16 protein-coding genes and 6 pseudogenes are annotated in these 15,802 nt (G+C 65.1%); 14 read left to right on the top strand and 8 right to left on the bottom strand.

The features are described 5' to 3' along the window. Positions 1 to 8: 8 nt before the first annotated feature. From DAETH_RS18565 to DAETH_RS24685, 5 genes are all read left to right on the top strand, one after another. On the top strand, positions 9 to 2,456 hold the full coding sequence (locus DAETH_RS18565) for a molybdopterin oxidoreductase family protein (protein WP_264777591.1): 2,448 nt from the start codon (positions 9 to 11) through the stop codon (positions 2,454 to 2,456). 53 nt (positions 2,457 to 2,509) lie between these two features. Then, positions 2,510 to 2,917 carry a hypothetical protein gene (locus DAETH_RS18570; RefSeq protein ID WP_264777592.1) on the top strand — a complete coding sequence of 136 codons (408 nt, stop codon included), beginning with the start codon at positions 2,510 to 2,512 and terminating at the stop codon, positions 2,915 to 2,917. Continuing rightward, positions 2,914 to 3,804: a formate/nitrite transporter family protein gene (locus DAETH_RS18575; protein ID WP_264777593.1), complete on the top strand. Its 891-nt coding sequence runs from the start codon at positions 2,914 to 2,916 to the stop codon at positions 3,802 to 3,804. The genes DAETH_RS18570 and DAETH_RS18575 overlap by 4 nt, the downstream gene beginning before the upstream one ends. Next, positions 3,801 to 4,322, top strand: a complete 522-nt coding sequence (locus DAETH_RS18580) for an HPP family protein (RefSeq protein WP_264777594.1) — start codon at positions 3,801 to 3,803, stop codon at positions 4,320 to 4,322. Before DAETH_RS18575 ends, DAETH_RS18580 begins: the two co-directional genes overlap by 4 nt. A 293-nt stretch (positions 4,323 to 4,615) precedes the next feature. After that, positions 4,616 to 4,924 (top strand): transposase, encoded by a 309-nt coding sequence (locus tag DAETH_RS24685; RefSeq protein WP_406585114.1) that lies wholly within the window; start codon positions 4,616 to 4,618, stop codon positions 4,922 to 4,924. A 165-nt stretch (positions 4,925 to 5,089) separates the two neighbouring features. Here DAETH_RS24685 and DAETH_RS18585 read toward each other — a convergent pair whose 3' ends face one another. The 6 genes and pseudogenes from DAETH_RS18585 to DAETH_RS18610 all read right to left on the bottom strand — a co-directional run bounded on the left by DAETH_RS18585 (position 5,090) and on the right by DAETH_RS18610 (position 11,278). Continuing rightward, a complete protein-coding gene (locus tag DAETH_RS18585; protein WP_344870203.1) occupies positions 5,090 to 5,683 on the bottom strand; it encodes a sugar phosphate isomerase/epimerase family protein in 594 nt (197 codons plus the stop codon). Between the two features lie 252 nt (positions 5,684 to 5,935). After that, entirely contained in the window at positions 5,936 to 7,333 is a 1,398-nt protein-coding gene (locus tag DAETH_RS18590) for a CehA/McbA family metallohydrolase (RefSeq protein ID WP_264777595.1), read from the bottom strand. A gap of 57 nt (positions 7,334 to 7,390) precedes the next feature. Next, positions 7,391 to 8,605 (bottom strand): ABC transporter substrate-binding protein, encoded by a 1,215-nt coding sequence (locus DAETH_RS18595; protein WP_264777596.1) that lies wholly within the window; start codon positions 8,603 to 8,605, stop codon positions 7,391 to 7,393. Between the two features lie 40 nt (positions 8,606 to 8,645). After that, positions 8,646 to 9,413: a carbohydrate ABC transporter permease gene (locus tag DAETH_RS18600; protein ID WP_264777597.1), complete on the bottom strand. Its 768-nt coding sequence runs from the start codon at positions 9,411 to 9,413 to the stop codon at positions 8,646 to 8,648. 71 nt (positions 9,414 to 9,484) lie between these two features. After that, positions 9,485 to 10,408: a carbohydrate ABC transporter permease gene (locus DAETH_RS18605; RefSeq protein ID WP_264777598.1), complete on the bottom strand. Its 924-nt coding sequence runs from the start codon at positions 10,406 to 10,408 to the stop codon at positions 9,485 to 9,487. Between the two features lie 158 nt (positions 10,409 to 10,566). Then, positions 10,567 to 11,278, bottom strand: a pseudogene (locus DAETH_RS18610) (IS6 family transposase). On the opposite strand from DAETH_RS18610, the pseudogene DAETH_RS18615 reads away from it, so the two are divergent. The 4 genes and pseudogenes from DAETH_RS18615 to DAETH_RS18630 all read left to right on the top strand — a co-directional run. Next, a pseudogene (locus DAETH_RS18615) lies at positions 11,254 to 11,508 on the top strand (hypothetical protein); the annotation flags it as partial. The pseudogenes DAETH_RS18610 and DAETH_RS18615 sit on opposite strands and share 25 nt — an antisense overlap. 61 nt (positions 11,509 to 11,569) lie before the next feature. After that, positions 11,570 to 11,842 carry a transposase gene (locus DAETH_RS18620; RefSeq protein WP_264777599.1) on the top strand — a complete coding sequence of 91 codons (273 nt, stop codon included), beginning with the start codon at positions 11,570 to 11,572 and terminating at the stop codon, positions 11,840 to 11,842. A gap of 9 nt (positions 11,843 to 11,851) precedes the next feature. Continuing rightward, positions 11,852 to 12,634: a hypothetical protein gene (locus DAETH_RS18625; protein WP_264777600.1), complete on the top strand. Its 783-nt coding sequence runs from the start codon at positions 11,852 to 11,854 to the stop codon at positions 12,632 to 12,634. 120 nt (positions 12,635 to 12,754) lie between these two features. Then, positions 12,755 to 13,225: pseudogene (locus DAETH_RS18630) on the top strand (transposase). A gap of 12 nt (positions 13,226 to 13,237) precedes the next feature. Here DAETH_RS18630 and DAETH_RS18635 read toward each other — a convergent pair. Then, positions 13,238 to 13,393 (bottom strand): annotated as a pseudogene (locus DAETH_RS18635) (IS6 family transposase); the annotation flags it as partial. Positions 13,394 to 13,435: 42 nt separating this feature from the next. On the opposite strand from DAETH_RS18635, the gene DAETH_RS24690 reads away from it, so the two are divergent. Beyond that, the gene (locus DAETH_RS24690; RefSeq protein WP_406585089.1) at positions 13,436 to 13,870 is read left to right on the top strand and encodes a helix-turn-helix domain-containing protein; all 435 of its coding nucleotides are present in this window, start codon (positions 13,436 to 13,438) and stop codon (positions 13,868 to 13,870) included. Continuing rightward, positions 13,867 to 14,550 (top strand): IS630 family transposase, encoded by a 684-nt coding sequence (locus DAETH_RS24695; protein WP_406585115.1) that lies wholly within the window; start codon positions 13,867 to 13,869, stop codon positions 14,548 to 14,550. Before DAETH_RS24690 ends, DAETH_RS24695 begins: the two co-directional genes overlap by 4 nt. A gap of 28 nt (positions 14,551 to 14,578) precedes the next feature. On the opposite strand, the pseudogene DAETH_RS18645 reads toward DAETH_RS24695, so the two are convergent. Then, a pseudogene (locus DAETH_RS18645) lies at positions 14,579 to 14,665 on the bottom strand (IS6 family transposase); the annotation flags it as partial. Between the two features lie 38 nt (positions 14,666 to 14,703). On the opposite strand from DAETH_RS18645, the pseudogene DAETH_RS24700 reads away from it, so the two are divergent. The 3 genes and pseudogenes from DAETH_RS24700 to DAETH_RS24705 form a co-directional block, all read left to right on the top strand. Further along, positions 14,704 to 14,868 (top strand): annotated as a pseudogene (locus tag DAETH_RS24700) (aspartate-alanine antiporter-like transporter); the annotation flags it as partial. Positions 14,869 to 14,986: 118 nt separating this feature from the next. Further along, a complete protein-coding gene (locus DAETH_RS18650) occupies positions 14,987 to 15,118 on the top strand; it encodes a hypothetical protein (protein WP_264777601.1) in 132 nt (43 codons plus the stop codon). A 296-nt stretch (positions 15,119 to 15,414) separates the two neighbouring features. Next, positions 15,415 to 15,720 (top strand): response regulator transcription factor, encoded by a 306-nt coding sequence (locus DAETH_RS24705; RefSeq protein ID WP_344870168.1) that lies wholly within the window; start codon positions 15,415 to 15,417, stop codon positions 15,718 to 15,720. The last annotated feature ends 82 nt before the right edge of the window (positions 15,721 to 15,802 follow it).

A 15,802-nucleotide genomic window follows, 5' to 3' on the forward strand; every position in this document is an offset into this window, starting at 1 on the left:
GCGAGGCAATGGCGAGTGAAACGCGGGACAGCATCAATGACATCTGGGGAGAACGGACCCCGCATGGGCCTGGGCAGGCGTGGCCCGTTCGGGTGGACGAGCGGGTTTCGGAAACACCCGAGCGCTGGGTGCGGGGCACCTGCGTGCTCTGCTCCAACGGCTGCGGCCTCGATATCGGGGTGAAGGACGGCAAGATCGTCGGTGTGCGGGGGCTTGCCACCGACGTGACGAACAAGGGCCGACTGGGGCCCAAGGGCCTGCACGGCTGGGTAGCGAACAACAGCGAGGACCGCCTGAAAAGGCCGCTCATCCGCAAAGGCGGGCGGTTGCAGGAGGCGAGTTGGGACGAGGCGATAGACCTGATCGTGCAGAAGTCAAAAGAGATCGTCGAGAAGCACACCAGCGGCGCCATCGGCTTCTACACGTCGGGGCAGCTCTTCCTCGAGGAGTACTACACGCTCGGCGTGATTGGGAAAGGAGGTCTCGGTACCCCGCATATGGACGGCAACACCCGGCTGTGCACCGCGACTGCTGCCGCCGCGCTGAAGGTGTCGTTCGGAGCGGACGGCCAGCCGGGCGGATACGAGGACCTCGATACCACCGACTGCGTCCTCCATGTCGGGCACAACATCGCCTCGCAGCAGACGGTGCTGTGGATGCGGATTCTTGACCGGCTCGCCGGGCCGAACCCACCCAAGATCATCGTGATTGATCCCCGGCGGACCTTTACCGCCGAGAAAGCCACCGTGCATCTCGCGCCGAAGGTCGGCACGAACGTCGCCGTCATGAACGGCCTCCTGCACCTGATTATCCAGGCGGGGAAGACCGACCCGGCCTTTCTGGAGGCGCACACGGTCGGGTACGATGACCTGAAGAAGACGGTCGAGAAGTACACCCCGGAGCACGTCGAGGAACTGTCAGGTGTGCCCGCCGCCGACCTGCGCGCTGCCGGGGACATCCTGGCGAACACCGAAACGCTGGTGTCCACCATCTTGCAAGGCGTGTACCAGTCCATGCAGGCGACGGCCGCCGCCGTTCAAGTCAACAACATCCACCTCGTTCGCGGTTTGATCGGGAAACCCGGCAGCGGCATCCTCCAGATGAACGGCCAGCCCACCGCGCAGAATACCCGCGAGACGGGCGCGGACGGCGACCTGCCCGGCTTTCGCAACTGGGGCAACCCCGAGCACATCCGGCAACTGGCACAGCTCTGGAACGTCCCCTTCAACAAGATTCCCCACTGGAGTCCGCCCACCCACGCCATGCAGATCTGGCGTTACGCCGAGCAGGGCTCGATCAAGATGCTGTGGATCCAGGCGACCAACCCGGCGGTGAGCCTGCCACAGCTCTCCCGCATCCGGGGCATTCTGGACAAGGAAGACCTGTTCGTGGTCGTGCAGGACGCCTTCCTGACCGAGACCGCCGCCCGGGCCGACGTGGTGCTGCCCGCCGCGATCTGGGGCGAGAAGACGGGCACCTTCACGAACGTCAGCCGCACCGTGCACATCTCCTGCAAGGCGGTGGAGCCGCCCGGTGAGGCCAGGAGCGACCTGGACATCTTCCTCGACTACGCGCGCCGGATGGATTTCCGTGACCAGGACGGGCAGCCCCTGATCAAGTGGCACGACGCGGAAGGTGCCTTTGAGGCCTGGAAGGAGTGTACGCGCGGGCGGCCCTGCGACTACACCGGCCTGACCTACCAGAAGCTGCTCGCGGGCAGCGGCGTTCCCTGGCCGGTGAACCAGGCGCACCCGGACGGCACCGTGCGCCTCTACACCGACTTCGTGTTTCCCACTGCCGCCGATTACGCCGAGACGTACGGCCACGACTTGGAGACCGGAGCGGCGGTGACCTCCGAGGAGTACCGGGCCCACGACCCGAATGGCCGGGCCATCATCAAGGCCGCCGACTACCGCGAGCCGCACGAGGTCCCGAACGACGAGTACCCGCTGTGGCTCACCACGGGGCGGCAGGTGTACCACTTCCACACCCGCACCAAGACGGGCCGCTCGAAGGAACTGCAAGACGCCGCCCCCGACGCCTTCGTCCAGCTCTCTCCCGAGGACGCCGCGAAGTACGGCATTGAGAATGACGACTGGATTCTGGTGGAGTCGCGGCGGGGGCTGGTGATCGAGCGGGCCCTGATCGGCAACATCGAGCCGGGGCTGGTGTTCATTCCCTGGCACTACGGGTACTGGGACGACCCCAGCCGCCCCCGCGCCGCGAACGAGCTGACGATCACCGAGTGGGACCCGGTGAGCAAGCAGCCGCACTACAAGTACGCTGCGGTGCGCATCAGCAAGTACGACGCCAGGGACGCCCTGCCGAAGGCCGGATGGCTGGGCCGGGCGGTGGAGGCGGCCCGGAATCTGGTGGCGGGCGAGAAGGAGCCCTCTGCCAGCAGTTCCAGGTCCGAAGGCCCGCAACCCAAGACGACGCAAAGGGTGGATGGTTGACGATGCATGTTGGAAATTATCTCGGCCTGGTGCACGGCAGCGAGGAGCGACTCGTGGACGCGATCATCAGAGTCGCGGCACATCACGGCGACGAACCCGACATCTACGAGACCTGCCAGTTGCTCGCGGGCTGGTCCAGGAAACATCTGGAGCACCTCGGGCCGCTCGTGCAGAAGTACGGCGAGCAGAAGAATCCCGAGCCGGCAAATATGGAAAAGGCGCTGTTCCACGGGCCGCGCCAGGGAAGCTTGGGCCTGCTGCGGGACCTGCATGACCTGTGGCTGATGACGAACGAGGTGCAACTCTGCTGGACTGTTCTGGAACAGGCAGCCCGGGCCCTGCGGGACGACGAACTGGAACAGGTCTGCCAGGAATGCGGCCAGGAAACCAAACGGCAGACCTCCTTTTTCCTGACCCGCATCAAGCAGGCGGCTCCGCAATCCCTGGTGGTCGCCTCGTGACCCCTGAAGCCGTTCAGGCCGAGGAGCACCCGGAAGCCAGACCTGCGGCCAGCGCAGAGCCGAACTCGAAGCCCGAAGACGGGGCGATGGCCGAGGCCGAGGAGCGCCGGGCCATCTCGCCCACGGTGGTGCATGAGACCATCCGCAAGGAGGGTGAGGAGGAGTTGAGCCGCTCCACCTCGGCCCTGGGGTGGTCGGGCCTTGCGGCGGGCCTCTCGATGGGATTCTCACTCGTCGCCGAGGGTCTGCTGCGTCAGCACCTGCCCGACGTGTCGTGGAGGCCCCTGATCTCCAAGTTCGGGTACAGCGTCGGCTTCCTGATCGTGGTGCTGGGGCGACAGCAACTGTTCACCGAGAACACCCTGACACCGATCCTCCCGTTGCTGCATAACTGGAGTCTGGGCAAACTCGGACAGGTGGCCCGGCTGTGGATCACGGTCCTGCTCACCAACCTGCTCGGGGCGTTGCTGTTCGCGTGGGTGGTGGGAAACACCGAGGCTTTCGATGCCGCAACCCGCGCCAGCTTCGCGGAAATAGGCCGGGCGGCGGCAGAGCCCCCGTTCTGGACGATCCTTGTCCGGGGCGTCTTCGCGGGCTGGCTGATCGCGCTGATGGTGTGGCTGTTGCCCGCCGCCGAGACCGCGCGGGTGAGCATCATCGTCATCCTCACCTTTCTGGTGGGGCTCGGGGAGTTCAGCCACATCATCGCCGGGTCGGTGGAGGTGCTGTACCTCGTCACCACCGGTGCCCTTTCGTTCGGCAAGTACCTGGTGGACTACATGGTTCCCACCCTGCTCGGCAACATCCTGGGTGGCGTGACGCTCGTGGCAGCCCTCAATCACGCTCAGGTCGTGGCGGGCGACAGGAAGGGAAGGCAGGCAGGGTGAGTCAAGCGACCGGGCGACAACCGGGCATTCCCCAGGCGCTCTGGGCTCCCCTCTCGGCCGGGGCCCTGATCCTCGTGATCGGGCTCTTCGGCCTGGCCGCACACCAGCCGCTGCTGTTTCCAAGCCTGGGGCCGACGGCGTTCCTGCAAACCGAGACGCCGGACCAACCCAGCGCACGGCCCTATCACGTCGTCGTCGGGCACCTCGTGGGCCTCCTCGCGGGCTTTTTCGCCGTGTGGGTGTTCGGGGCGACGGGTGCGCCCAGTGTCCTCGCGACGCATGACCTCACGGCGCCCCGGGTTTGGGCCTCGGTCCTGGCGGTCGCCCTGACCCTGCTGGGCGGCCTCGTGCTGCACGCCTCGCACCCTCCGGCGGCCGCGACGACCCTGCTCGCCTCGCTGGGCGGCTTCCCGCCGACCGTCCGCAGCACCGTCACGGTGATGGGCGGCGTGCTCCTGGTCACCCTGCTCGGGGAGGTCCTTCGGCGCCTGCGCCTGCGGCAAACAGGCGTGCCGTGAGATGTGCAAGCAGGTCCATACCCCACTGGGCCTGCCTTGTATGTTGCGGATAGGACACGGAGCGGCAGACCTGGCCTGCCTGGGTGGCGAACACCGTAACCGAGCTTTGGCCGTCGCTCTGTCCCGCCCAGAGAAGCCCGCATGGTTGCTTGTATGTTCGGAACGGGGCGCAGGGCGGTAGACCGGTTGGTCTGCCCCCCAAAAACTGGATACAACTGACTGGAGTCCATCGGCTCGCCCCTGGCTGGGGACGGGGACTTCCCCTACCCCCTGGGAGAAAGCGAGGGTGACCCATGAAGCAGAAGCGATTCAGCGAGGAACAAATCATCAAGCTGCTCCAGGACACTAAAAAGGGTGAAAAATCGGTGGAGGAGCTGTGCCGGGAGGCCGGGTGCAGCACGGCCTCCTTTTCGTCGAAGACGAGCCTCGTGCTGCCGTTGTCCGTATACCAGAATGGCTCGTGTGGAAGGTGTGCGGGGAGGCGAGGGGCACGTACGACCCTTCCAGATGCTGCGCCGGATACGTGCCGAGGGTGGGCAAACGGGCGTGCAGCGACCGCAGAGCATCGACCTGATGAGGGAGGGGCGGAGCGGCGGCGGTGACGAGGAAATCCACGTCACTCTCCCGTCCGCGTCTCTCACAGCATACGGATTTCGTTTTCTGAAGCGCCCCGGACCACAGAGAGCCGCTTCCCTCGCCCTCCTGGCTGCGGACACGAGAGGACGCGATGCCCGGGACCCGGGCAGGGCGTCCTTGGAGAGGACGGCTTACCGCGCTATCCCCTGCGCGGCAAGCCAACTCGCGCTTTCCCCGATCTCCTCGGGCTTGACTTCGAGAATCAGGCGCGGACTTCCCCCGACCTCGCGCAGGGCACGGAACACCGCGCGCCAGTTGATGTCGCCCTGTCCCGGAGCCCAGTGGCGGTCCAACAGGCCGTCGTTGTCTTGGAGGTGCAGGTGCCCCAGCAGTTCTCCCGCCTCCCGAATCCAGTGGTCGGGGCTGGGACCGCCCTTGGGCTGCATCAGGGCGGCGTGGCCCACGTCGATGGACACCCGCACGAACTCACTGTCAAAGGAGCGCACCAGCGCGAGCAGCGGCGCCGGGTTGAGGTCGCGGATGTTCTCGAACACCAGGGTGCAGCCGACGCTGGCCGCGTAGGCGACGACCTCCCCGAGGGTGTCGTGGACGAGGCCGAGCTGTTCGTCGAGCCCAGTGACCTTGGTGTGGGCGACCAAGGGGTGCCCGAAAAAGTCGAAGGGGCTGTGCACCACCATATGCGTCGCGCCAATTTCAGCCCCGAATTCCAGGCCACGGTGCAGGCGGCCAGCCACCACCGCGCGCACCGCCGGGTCGTGCGCCATCACCGTGAGCCCCCAGAACGGGCCGTGGATGCCGACCCGGCCGGGGAAGCCCGCGAGCGATTCCCGTACGCCGCGCGTGTTCTCGCCAGTCGCCGTCGAGAACCAGGTGCGACACCGGGTCTTGCAGCTCCAGGTCGCGCCCCTCCCACAACCAGTCGCGGTGCGCCCCGAGCTGGGAGGCGGGCATGGCCGCGCCCAGCAGGGGCAGGGCGGGGGCCTGGGATTCGGTCCGGGACTCGGGCGCTGCGGTCGTCATGGTTCGCTCCTCACGTAGATGGGGTTCGAGAGCAGCAGCGTGTTCTGCCACTCGCGTCCCCCGAAGAAGTCGCTCTGTGGGGGCCGGGCATACACCTCCACGCGGTAGTAGCCGGGGACCGGGGCGGGGTCCTCGAAGTCCAGCCGCACGGTCTGTTCGCTCGCCGGCAGGTCGAGATGGGTGTGATACAGGCCGTTTTTCATCACGAACACCCGCGCCGGGTACGCCAGTCGGCCCAGTTCGAGCTGCAACCGAACCGGGGCGAGGGGCACTTCCCCGCCCATCTCGGCGCGCACGCCGCCCGCCTCGGCCTCGAACCGCAACTCCGGTCCCAGGGAGACGTAGGCACGACCCGCCAGTAACCCCGCCAGCAGTCCAGTCGGCGTGAGGCTCGCCGCCCCGATCACGGTCACCACTTGCCCGAGACGGTGGCGCCCGGTGTGCGGGTCGTGCGAGTCGGTTCCCGCCACGCCGGTGATGCGGTGCCCCGCGCGCAGCAGGCCGTCCCAGAAGGTCAGCTGAGCGGCGTTGCTCGGACCTTCCAGGTGGTGGTAGATCTCGAAGACGTCGCTCAGGCTCCAGTCGAACTCGTGGTAACGCCAGCCCAGGCTGTTGGAAAAGGCGTGGTTCACGCCGAAGAGCCCGCCCTGCTCGCGCACGGCGCGGGCCACGTCGTTGATGCCCCACTTGCCGCCGGGCTCGTCCACGAAGGGACTGACCCACTCGCGCAGGCCGTGCAGGTTGGCGTGTCCCCGGTGCCCGGTGAGTTCCAGCGAGCGCACCACGGCCAGGTCGGGGCCCGCCTGCCCTTCAATTTCCCCCCAGCCGGCGTGGGTGAAGTGGTCGGTGAGCGCCAGGAAGTCCAGGCCGTACTGGCGCGCCGCGCCCGCGAGGACGCCTGCGGACGCGCGCCCGTCGCTGTGGTGGGTGTGGGCGTGCAGCTCACCGCGGTACCAGCCCGCGCCGGGGCGGCCGTTGACGACCACGGGCTCCGGGAGGGGCGCGGCGGCGACCTCGCCGAAGCCCGCCTCCACCGTGAGCAGGTAGTCGGCCGTCTCCTCGGTGCTCTCCACGTCGATCTGCGCGTGCCAGGTCCCGCTCTCGACTTCTCCCGCCAGCGCGCCGGGAGAAGCGCCGCCGGGGCCGAAGGTCAGTTCGAGCCGGATGTCGCCCACGGCGCCTGGATTCATGCGCGTGCCGCGGTAGCCGTGTGGGCCGAAGACCGACAGGAAGAGCTGGCAGCGCTTTTCCTTGTGAAAACGCAACGTCACCCCGAGGCGCGTCACGCCCACAGGGACCTCGAACTCGTGCTGCACGTAATGCACGCGGGGCAGCGGAGACACCTGCCCGCGCGCCTCGAACAGCGTCTGTGTCGGCTGGATGGCCGTGGTCATGCTGGGGCTCCCTGGAAGAAGGCGCCTTCCTGCCGTAGAGAGAAGGCGCCTGAGCGTTTACCGGGCGTCCTTGAACAGCGGGGCGGTGCGGGTCACGAGGTCTTTCAAGGTCGCCTCGACCGGGGCGTTTTGCAGGAAAATGCGGTCGAGGGACTTGATGATCTCCTGGGTGCCCTGCACGTAGCCGGCCGCCTGGGGGCGCGGGCGGGCGAAGGGCAGTTGGCGGTAGCCCAGGTCGAGCCCCTGCGAGGTCTCCACGTACTGCTTGAAGGCGGGCAGGTTGCTCGTCGTGCGGGTGACCGGCACGTAGTTGCTCTTCTTGATCCAGTTGAACTGCTGCTCGGGCTGCGCCAGCCAGTTGATGAACTGCCACGCCGCGTCCTGCCGGGCCTTGGGAATGTTGCGGCTGATCGCCAGGGTCGCGCCGCCCACCGGCACCGCCTGCCGCTTGTAGTACGGCAGGGGCGCGGTGCCGAACTTGAACGGCACGCTGGCATTGAGGCCGGGGCGACCGGCAACGCTGTCCATGAACATAGCCACTTTGGACGCCGCGAAGTCGGCGCGGGTGTTGGGGTTTTGCAGCACGGCGGTGCCGTCCCGGAAAAAACCGGCCCAGTGCTCGATCACCTCGCGCGCGGCGGGCTGGTCGAGGGCCAGGCGGCCGTCTTTGACCATCTCGCCGCCGTTGCTCCACACCGCGCCCTCCAGCACCCAGGGAAACGACGACAGCGCGATGGCGGGCACGCCGGTCGCGGCCTTGATCCTCTTGGCCGCCTCGCGCAACTCGGGGTAGGTGCGGGGCGGGGCATTCAGGCCGGCCTTTTTCAGCAGGGCGGGGTTGTAGTACAGCACCGGGTTGGAGTTGTTCCAGGGCATCGAGTACACCGCGCCGTCCGGGCGGCTGACCTGGCGGCGAAACACCGGCCAGAAGCTGTCGAAGCTGCTCTTAAAGCCCGGCAGGTTGCGCAGGTTGACGAGTGCGCCTGCCTCGGCGATGCGCGGCACGTAGGCCACCTCCAGGTGCAGCACGTCCGCCGCCGGCTGCCCCGCCGCGATGCCCGCCAGGGCTTTTTGCACCACGCCCTCGTAGTTGTTGCCGAACTCGCCGCGCACCACCACGTCGTCTTGCGAGGCGTTGAACTCCCCGATCATCGACTCGACGGCCTTGCCCAGCTCGCCGCCCAGACCGTACAGAAAGGTGATCTCGGTCTTGGCCGAGGCGCTGGAGCCGAGGAGGAGCACGGTGGAAAGGGCAAACAGGGTGCGCTTCATGGTCTGAACCTCCGGGAGAAGAGGGCGGATAGGGGGCGACTCAGCCTTTGAGGCCCGTCGCGGCGGCGCTTTCGATAAACCACTTCTGGGCGAGGGCGTACACGATCAGGACGGGGGCCACGACGATGACGGTCGCGGCCATGACCACGGGCAGGTTGCTGCCCTCCAGGTTGGAAAACGAAGCGAGGCCCACCTGGACGGTGCGGAACTCGTCGCGGCTGGTGGCGACCAGGGGCCACACCAGGGCGTTCCACGACGCCAGAAAGGTCAGGACGCCCAGGGCGGACAGGGCCGGGGCGTTGACCGGCAGCAGGATGCGAAACAGGAACTGCAAGGGCGTGGCGCCGTCGAGCCGCGCGGCCTCCTCCAGCTCGACCGGCGTGCGCAGGAAGGCCTGCCGCAGCAGGAACACGCCAAAGGCGCTCGCCGCGAACGGCACGATCAGCGCCGGGTACGAGTTCACCCAGCCGAACTCGCGCACGGTGATGAAGTTGGGGATCAGCAGGACGTCGCCGGGAATCATCAGGGTGCCCAGGGCGAACAGAAAGAGGGGCTGCCGACCCGGAAACTGCATCCGCGCGAACGCGTAGGCCGCCAGGGCGCTGGTGAGCACCACCGACACGGTGGTCACGACCGAGACCAGCACCGAGTTGAACAGGTAACGGCCGAAGGGCGCCCCGTTCCAGGCCTCCACGAAGTTCTGCCACACCCAGGTTTCGGGGATCAGCGGCCCGGTGAACACCTCCTTCTGACCCTTGAAGGCGGCGAGCAGCATCCAGGCAAGCGGCATGAGGAACACCAGGGCCACCAGCGCAGACAGGACCTCCTGGCCGAGACGCGCGGCCCTGCGCGAATTCTGTGGTCGAGTCGCTGGCCGCGTCACTGGTAATGCACCCGCCTCTCCGCGACCTTGAGTTGCAGGTAGCCCAGGACGAGCAGCAGCACGAACAGCGCGACCGAAAGCGCGCTCGCGTACCCCATCTGGAAGAACGAGAACGCGTTCTGGTAAATGTAGTACCCCAGCAGATTCGTGCTGCCCGCCGGTCCACCCGCAGTGAGCAGCAAGACCAGGCCGTACGACTGAAAGGTGCCCACCAGCGAGATGAAGAACACGACGACCGTGGTGGGGCCGAGCAGCGGCACGGTGACCCGCCGGGCGATCTGTGCCCGCGACGCGCCGTCGATGGCGGCGGCTTCCTCCAGCTCACGCGGAATGGCCTGCAAGCCCGCCAGGAACAGGACGGCGGGCAGGCCCACCCCTTTCCACACCGCGATCAAGATGACCGACGCGAGGGCCGTCTCCGGGTCGCTGAGCCACCCCAGACCGGGCAGGCCGGCGGCCTCCAGCGTGCGGTTGACCGGACCCGACGACGGGCTGAGCAGGTAGTTCCACACCACGGCCGTCGCCGCGATAGACACCACCACGGGCGTGAACACCGCGCCGCGCAGCAGCCCCTGCATACGGGTTTTGGCGTTCATCAGGAAGGCCGGCGCCATGCCCAGGCCGACTTCCAGCGCCGTCACCCCCAGGGCGAAGACGGCCGTGATGCCGAGGCTCGACCAGAACTCGCGGCTCGCCAGCATGGTGCGGTAGTTCTGGGTGCCCACCCAGTTCGGGGTCGGGCTGAGCATGTCGGCGTCGGTGAAGCTGAGGTAGATCACCCGGGCCAGCGGGTAATACGTGAATACCACGAACACCAGGAGTGCGGGCAACAGGTAGGGGGCCGCCCCAGCCAGACGAGCGGCCGAATGGGAACGCGGGCGAAGACTGGGGCGGGCAGGGAGCGTCTTGACCGTCGTCACTTCCACCTCCGCGGAGACGGTAGAGGCGTGGTATCAGCGGCGTGCAAGTCACCGAACACTGACAACCAGCAAACGAAGACCTGACAGGTGCCGCTAGGTTGTGGCAAGTTGTTGGCGTCCAGGAAGCAGGGCGTCTTAGAAAGGTAGGGGCCTGAACTTCAGGCCCCCTGCTGTACCGTTTCCCGCCAGGTCTTGAACGCAGCTTGTTGATGAAAGCGACGGTGGCGAGCGGGAACAGTGGAGCGAGCAGGGTGGTGAAGGTGCGTGATTCGAGCGTGCAGGTCGAGAAAGCCTTGTGCCCGTCGTCGTGATCGGAATCCTCGCTGCTGACGTTCCTGCCGTCGTGTAGGGCGATGGGACTGCTCCACCAGGTTGTTACAACGGGCGGTAGAGACCACCTGGACGTGCTCCACCCCGTGGAGCACGGGAAGCTCGCGCAGGGCCGCGCCAGAGCTCCAGAGCTTATCGGTGTGGATGACCTCTGGGGTGTCGTATTCCCCCAGCAGGCGCTGAAAGAACGACCTGGCAGCCTCGGTATCGCGGTGTTGCTGAAGGAAGACGTCCAGCACAGCACCGTGTTCATCGACCGCCCGCCACAACCAGTGGGTGACGCCCCCGACATCCACGCACATCTCATCGAGGTACCACCGGGAGCCGCGCCGCGGTTCCCGGTGGCGGAGGTTCTGGGCAAAAAGGTTGCTGAACTTGATGCACCAGGTCCGGATGGACTCGCGGGTGACGGCGATGCCCCGCTCCAGCAGGAGTTCTTCGACGTCCCGGTAGCTGAGGGTAAACCGGTGGTACAACTCTTGCGGCATAGCCGATCACTGCCAGGGGGAATCGGTATCCACGGAGCTTCTGACCGCTCAGCACCGCGCCGCCCTACCCCAACAACTTGCCACAACCGTTTTCCCCTGAGCGTCATCGGCTACGCCTTGCGGCTCTACCACCGCTTCCCCCTCAGCCAGCGTGATGTCCAAGAGTTGCTGCAAGGGCGCGGCATCGTGGTCAGTCACGAGACCCTGCGGCAGTGGAATAGGAAGTTTGTTCCGCTCCTGACAGAAGAACTGCGCCAGCGGGAACCCCGCCGGGGTTCTCGGTGACATCTGGACGAGATGTGGATACTGTCGGCCAATTCATCGGTGGGGGCAGACTCTGCACATGTCCCTAAAAATCCAGCCCCTGGTGCCCATCCCTGAAGAAACAGCTCGGGTGGCCCAGCTCGCCTTCCCCAAGGGCACTGTGGCAACGAAGCTGAGGGATGCCTTCCAGCAGCTGTATCAGGATGAATCATTCCAGACCCTGTATTCGCGGCGAGGCCCACCTGCGTTCTCTCCCTGGCGGCTAGCGCTGGTCACGGTGCTGCAGTTCATGGAAAATTTGAGTGATCGTCAAGCGGCAGACGCGGTTCGGGGACGGATCGACTGGAAATAGGCGCTGGCCTTGGAATTGACGGATCCCGGATTCCACTTCAGCGTGCTGTCCGAATTTCGCAGCCGTCTCGTGGGCAGCAGCGCACACGCGCTGCTGCTCGACTTGATGGTGGAGCGGTTTCGAGCAGAACAGCTGCTCAAGGCGCGAGGAAAGCAACGAACCGACTCGACCCACGTCCTGGCGGCAGGACGCGAAATTCATTTGACGGAACTGGTCGCCGAAACGTTGCGGGCGGCGTTAAACGACCTGGCCACCGTGGTGCCGGGCTGGTTGCGGGGCGTAACTCCGCTGGCCTGGTTCGACCGGTATTCATGGCGGAGTGAAGAAAAACACCTGCCGCACACCCTGCCGGCCCGCACGACCTATCTTGTTCAGGTGGGTCAGGACGGATTTGCTTTGCTGGACGCAATTCAGACTCACGCTGCTGGGGAGTCGATGACGGTCCTGGGTGAACGTCCTGCAGTGCGAATTCTCCGCCAGGTGTGGGAGCACCACTTTGAACGGCAAGCCACCGCTTGCCGTGGGAAGGAGCCTGGGGAATGGCTACCAACCGGTGAGCGCGTGCATTCCCCTTACGCTCCTGAAGCCCATTTCAGCGACAAGCGGGGCGTGAAATGGCTGGGCTACAAAGTGCACTACACCGAAACTTGCGATCAGAACGACGTCCACCTGATCGTCGACAGCGATACGTGCTCTGCCGAAATCCCTGATGTCGCCAGTACGCGGACCATTCAACGCAAGCTCATCAAGAAAAACCTGTGTCCACAGGAGCACCTGGTAGATGCCGGGTAGACCGACGCTGAACTGCTCGTGACCAGTCAGCAAGAGCAGATCACCTGAATTGGCCCACTGAGGGTCAACAGCAGTTGGCAAGCCAAGGCCGGTCAAGGCGATGACCTCCCCAATTTTCGGATCGACTGGGAGCGACAGCAGGCAACGTGCCCGCAAGGCAACGCCTCGACAACATGGCGTCCCGGAGAGGACGCCTTTGGGAACGAGATCATCCAACTGCAGTTCAGCCGATCCGACTGTTCGCCCTGTGCCGTCCGGTCGCTGTGTACACGATCAAAAAGCTCTCCCCGCCATAGTGTGCTGCATCCCAGGGAGCAGCACGAAGCGCTGCTCCGGGCACGAGAAGAGGAGCAGTCCACGACGTGGTGAGCTCGGTACCACCTGCGTGCAGGAATTGAAGGCACGATTTCTCAGGCGGTTCGAGCCTGTGGACTTCGGCGTCCCCGCTACATGGGCCTCGCAAAAACAGCGCTCCAGCATGCCAACGTCGCAGCTGCCATCAATGCCGTAAGAGTGACGACCTGGCTGGCTGGCACCCCGAGAAGCTCGACCAGGACGTCTCGCTTTGCCTCCCTGCGCTTGACTGCATGAATTGGCCGACAGTATCCACACCTCGTCCAGAGGCCACCGAGAACCCGAGCGGGGTTCTCGGTGGCGCAGTTCCTCGGTGAGGAGCGGCGCGAATGGGATGTTCCACTGTCGCAAGGTCTCATGGCTGACCACGATGCCGCGCTCGTGGAGCAGTTCCTGCACCTCACGCTAGTGGTCGACCACGGACAAGAGAAGGTCTAAGATGAGGGTATGGGACGGCGGAAGCAGTTTGTCGTGACGCTCAGCGATGAGGAGCGTCGTCAACTTACCGACATGACGCGAAAGGGCGTGATCAGTGCGCGGGTCATGACCCGCGCACGTCTCTTGCTTCTGGCTGACCAACAGTTGAAGGATGATGACGTGGCCGAGCGGCTGGACATCAGTCATTTGACGGTCGCCAGCATTCGGAAGAAATACACCCAAGGTGGGCTGCAAGCCGCCTTGTACGAGAAGGCTCGTCCGAAACCGCCGTCAAAACTGGGTCCTAAGGAGACAGCAATCCTGATTGCAGAAGCCTGTTCAGGAGGTCCAGATGGGCAAGCCAAGTGGACCATGCAACTCCTTGCAGATCGTTTGGTGACGCTGGGCGTAGTGGAAAGCATCAGTGATGAGACGATCCGGCGAACACTGAAAAAAACGACTTGAAGCCCTGGCAAGTCCAGAGTTGGTGCATCGCCAAAGTCGGCGCTGATTTCGTCTGGCGCATGGAAGAGGTGCTGGACACGTACGCTGAGCCGTATGATCCACTGTACCCCGTGGTCTGCTTCGACGAGAAGTCCTATCAATTGTTGGCGCACATCACTGAACCGCTTCCACCCGTGCCGGGACACCCGGCACGGGTGGACTACGAGTACAGGCGTTGTGGAACGGCCAATCTCTTCATTGCTTTTGAACCCTTGACCGGGCAGCGGACAGTCACCGTGACCGAACGTCGCAGCAGCGAGGAGTTCGTGGCACAAATGCAGGCTCTCCACTTGCGCTACCCCGAGGCGAAGACAATTCGCCTGGTGCTGGACCAACTGTCCACGCACACGCCGTCCTCGTTGTACCAGCACCTCCCGCCCGACGAAGCAAACGCCTTGAAGAGGCGGTTTGAATGGGTCTACACGCCGAAGCACGCTTCCTGGTTGAACATGGCGGAAATGGAATGGTCAGTTTTGGAGCGACAGTGCTTGAGACGACGGTTGGCAACCTTTGAGGAACTCAACAATGAAGTCAAAGCCTGGGAAGCGGATCGAAATGCTCGGTCAGTTAAGGTGAGCTGGCAATTCAATACAGACAAGGCACGAGTGAAATTAAGCCGCCAATATCCGTCCCAAAATTAGGCCTAGCTATGTCTGTGGTTATCCACTAGTTGAGGAGGAAGCGGTGATAGAGCCGGAGGGCGTAGCCGACGACGCTGAGGGGAAAACGGTGGCGGTAGGGCTTCCGGTCAGTCACAGCTCACCACCCTACCGGCGTTAAGTTGCCAAAATCGGCTGGGGCTACCCGGGACGCTGACCGCTGGGCTCTTCACGGGCGCGTTCACCAACACCCCGGCGCTGGCGGGCGTGGTCGAGACCCTGAGGGCGCGGGGCGTGCCGGAGGCGGCCCTGGCCGAGTCGATGGTCGGGTACCCGGTGGGAGTCGTCGGGATGCTGCTGGCGATCTACACGCTCCGCCGCGTCTGGAAGGTTGAGCGGTCCTGTTCGGCGGAACCCCTCGTCCACCACAGCGTGCTCGTCACGCACCCGGAGCACGCCACTCACGTCGGGAGACGTAGTGAGCGTGATCGGGCACGAGCGGGACGTCCAGAGGGCTGTGGACCTGCTGGGCGAGGTGTCGCGCGAGCCGCTGGAACTGGACCGCCGCGCGCTCGACATGCGCCGGGTCTTCAAGGAGCACGCCCGGTAACACTTGACTCACAACGCACATGTTACACCGAGCAGGGTATGACCTCATCTTCTCAAGCGACGTCCCCGGTGGTCCCAGGTCGCTACCGACTGCATTGCGGCATCCCAGCTCTCACCGCTGAAATTGCGCGCAGCCTGCGGGGATATGGGTGGGCGCCCTGCGACCCTGCCCCCATCGGTCTGCTGGTAGATGGACCTTGGGGTATCGCTTTACACACGCTCTCACACTCGGACCCCAGCACCTGGATTGTCGTAACCGACAACCCCTGCCCGGAGTACTGGGAGGACCTGTGGTCCATGCGGCCGCGCGCCCTGCTGTCTGGGGGGCACACCATCGAGGACCTGGCAAGCGCACTCAGCCGCGCGGCATGCGAGTCCTTCCGCCACACTCCCCGGCACGACAGTCCACTGACCCCCATAGAACGCCTGTTGCTGCGTCACAGTGCCCAGGGATGGGATACCAGACGCATCGCCCGGGAACTTACCTTGAGCGAGGGCACCATTCGCAACAGCCTCAGCCGCATCTTCAAGAAGCTAGGCCTCGACAACCGCGCCCAGGCTACCCTCTATTATTGGGGTCTTTGGCACATGCTCGACATCTGAGCTCTTGGAAGTTTAATCCATTATTCAGGAATTGCCCAGGGATGACATCTGTCACACTTGAGGGTGAGAGATGTCATCCCTG

Origin of the sequence: Deinococcus aetherius (assembly GCF_025997855.1) — a bacterium.
GTDB classification, from domain to species: Bacteria; Deinococcota; Deinococci; order Deinococcales; family Deinococcaceae; genus Deinococcus; species Deinococcus aetherius.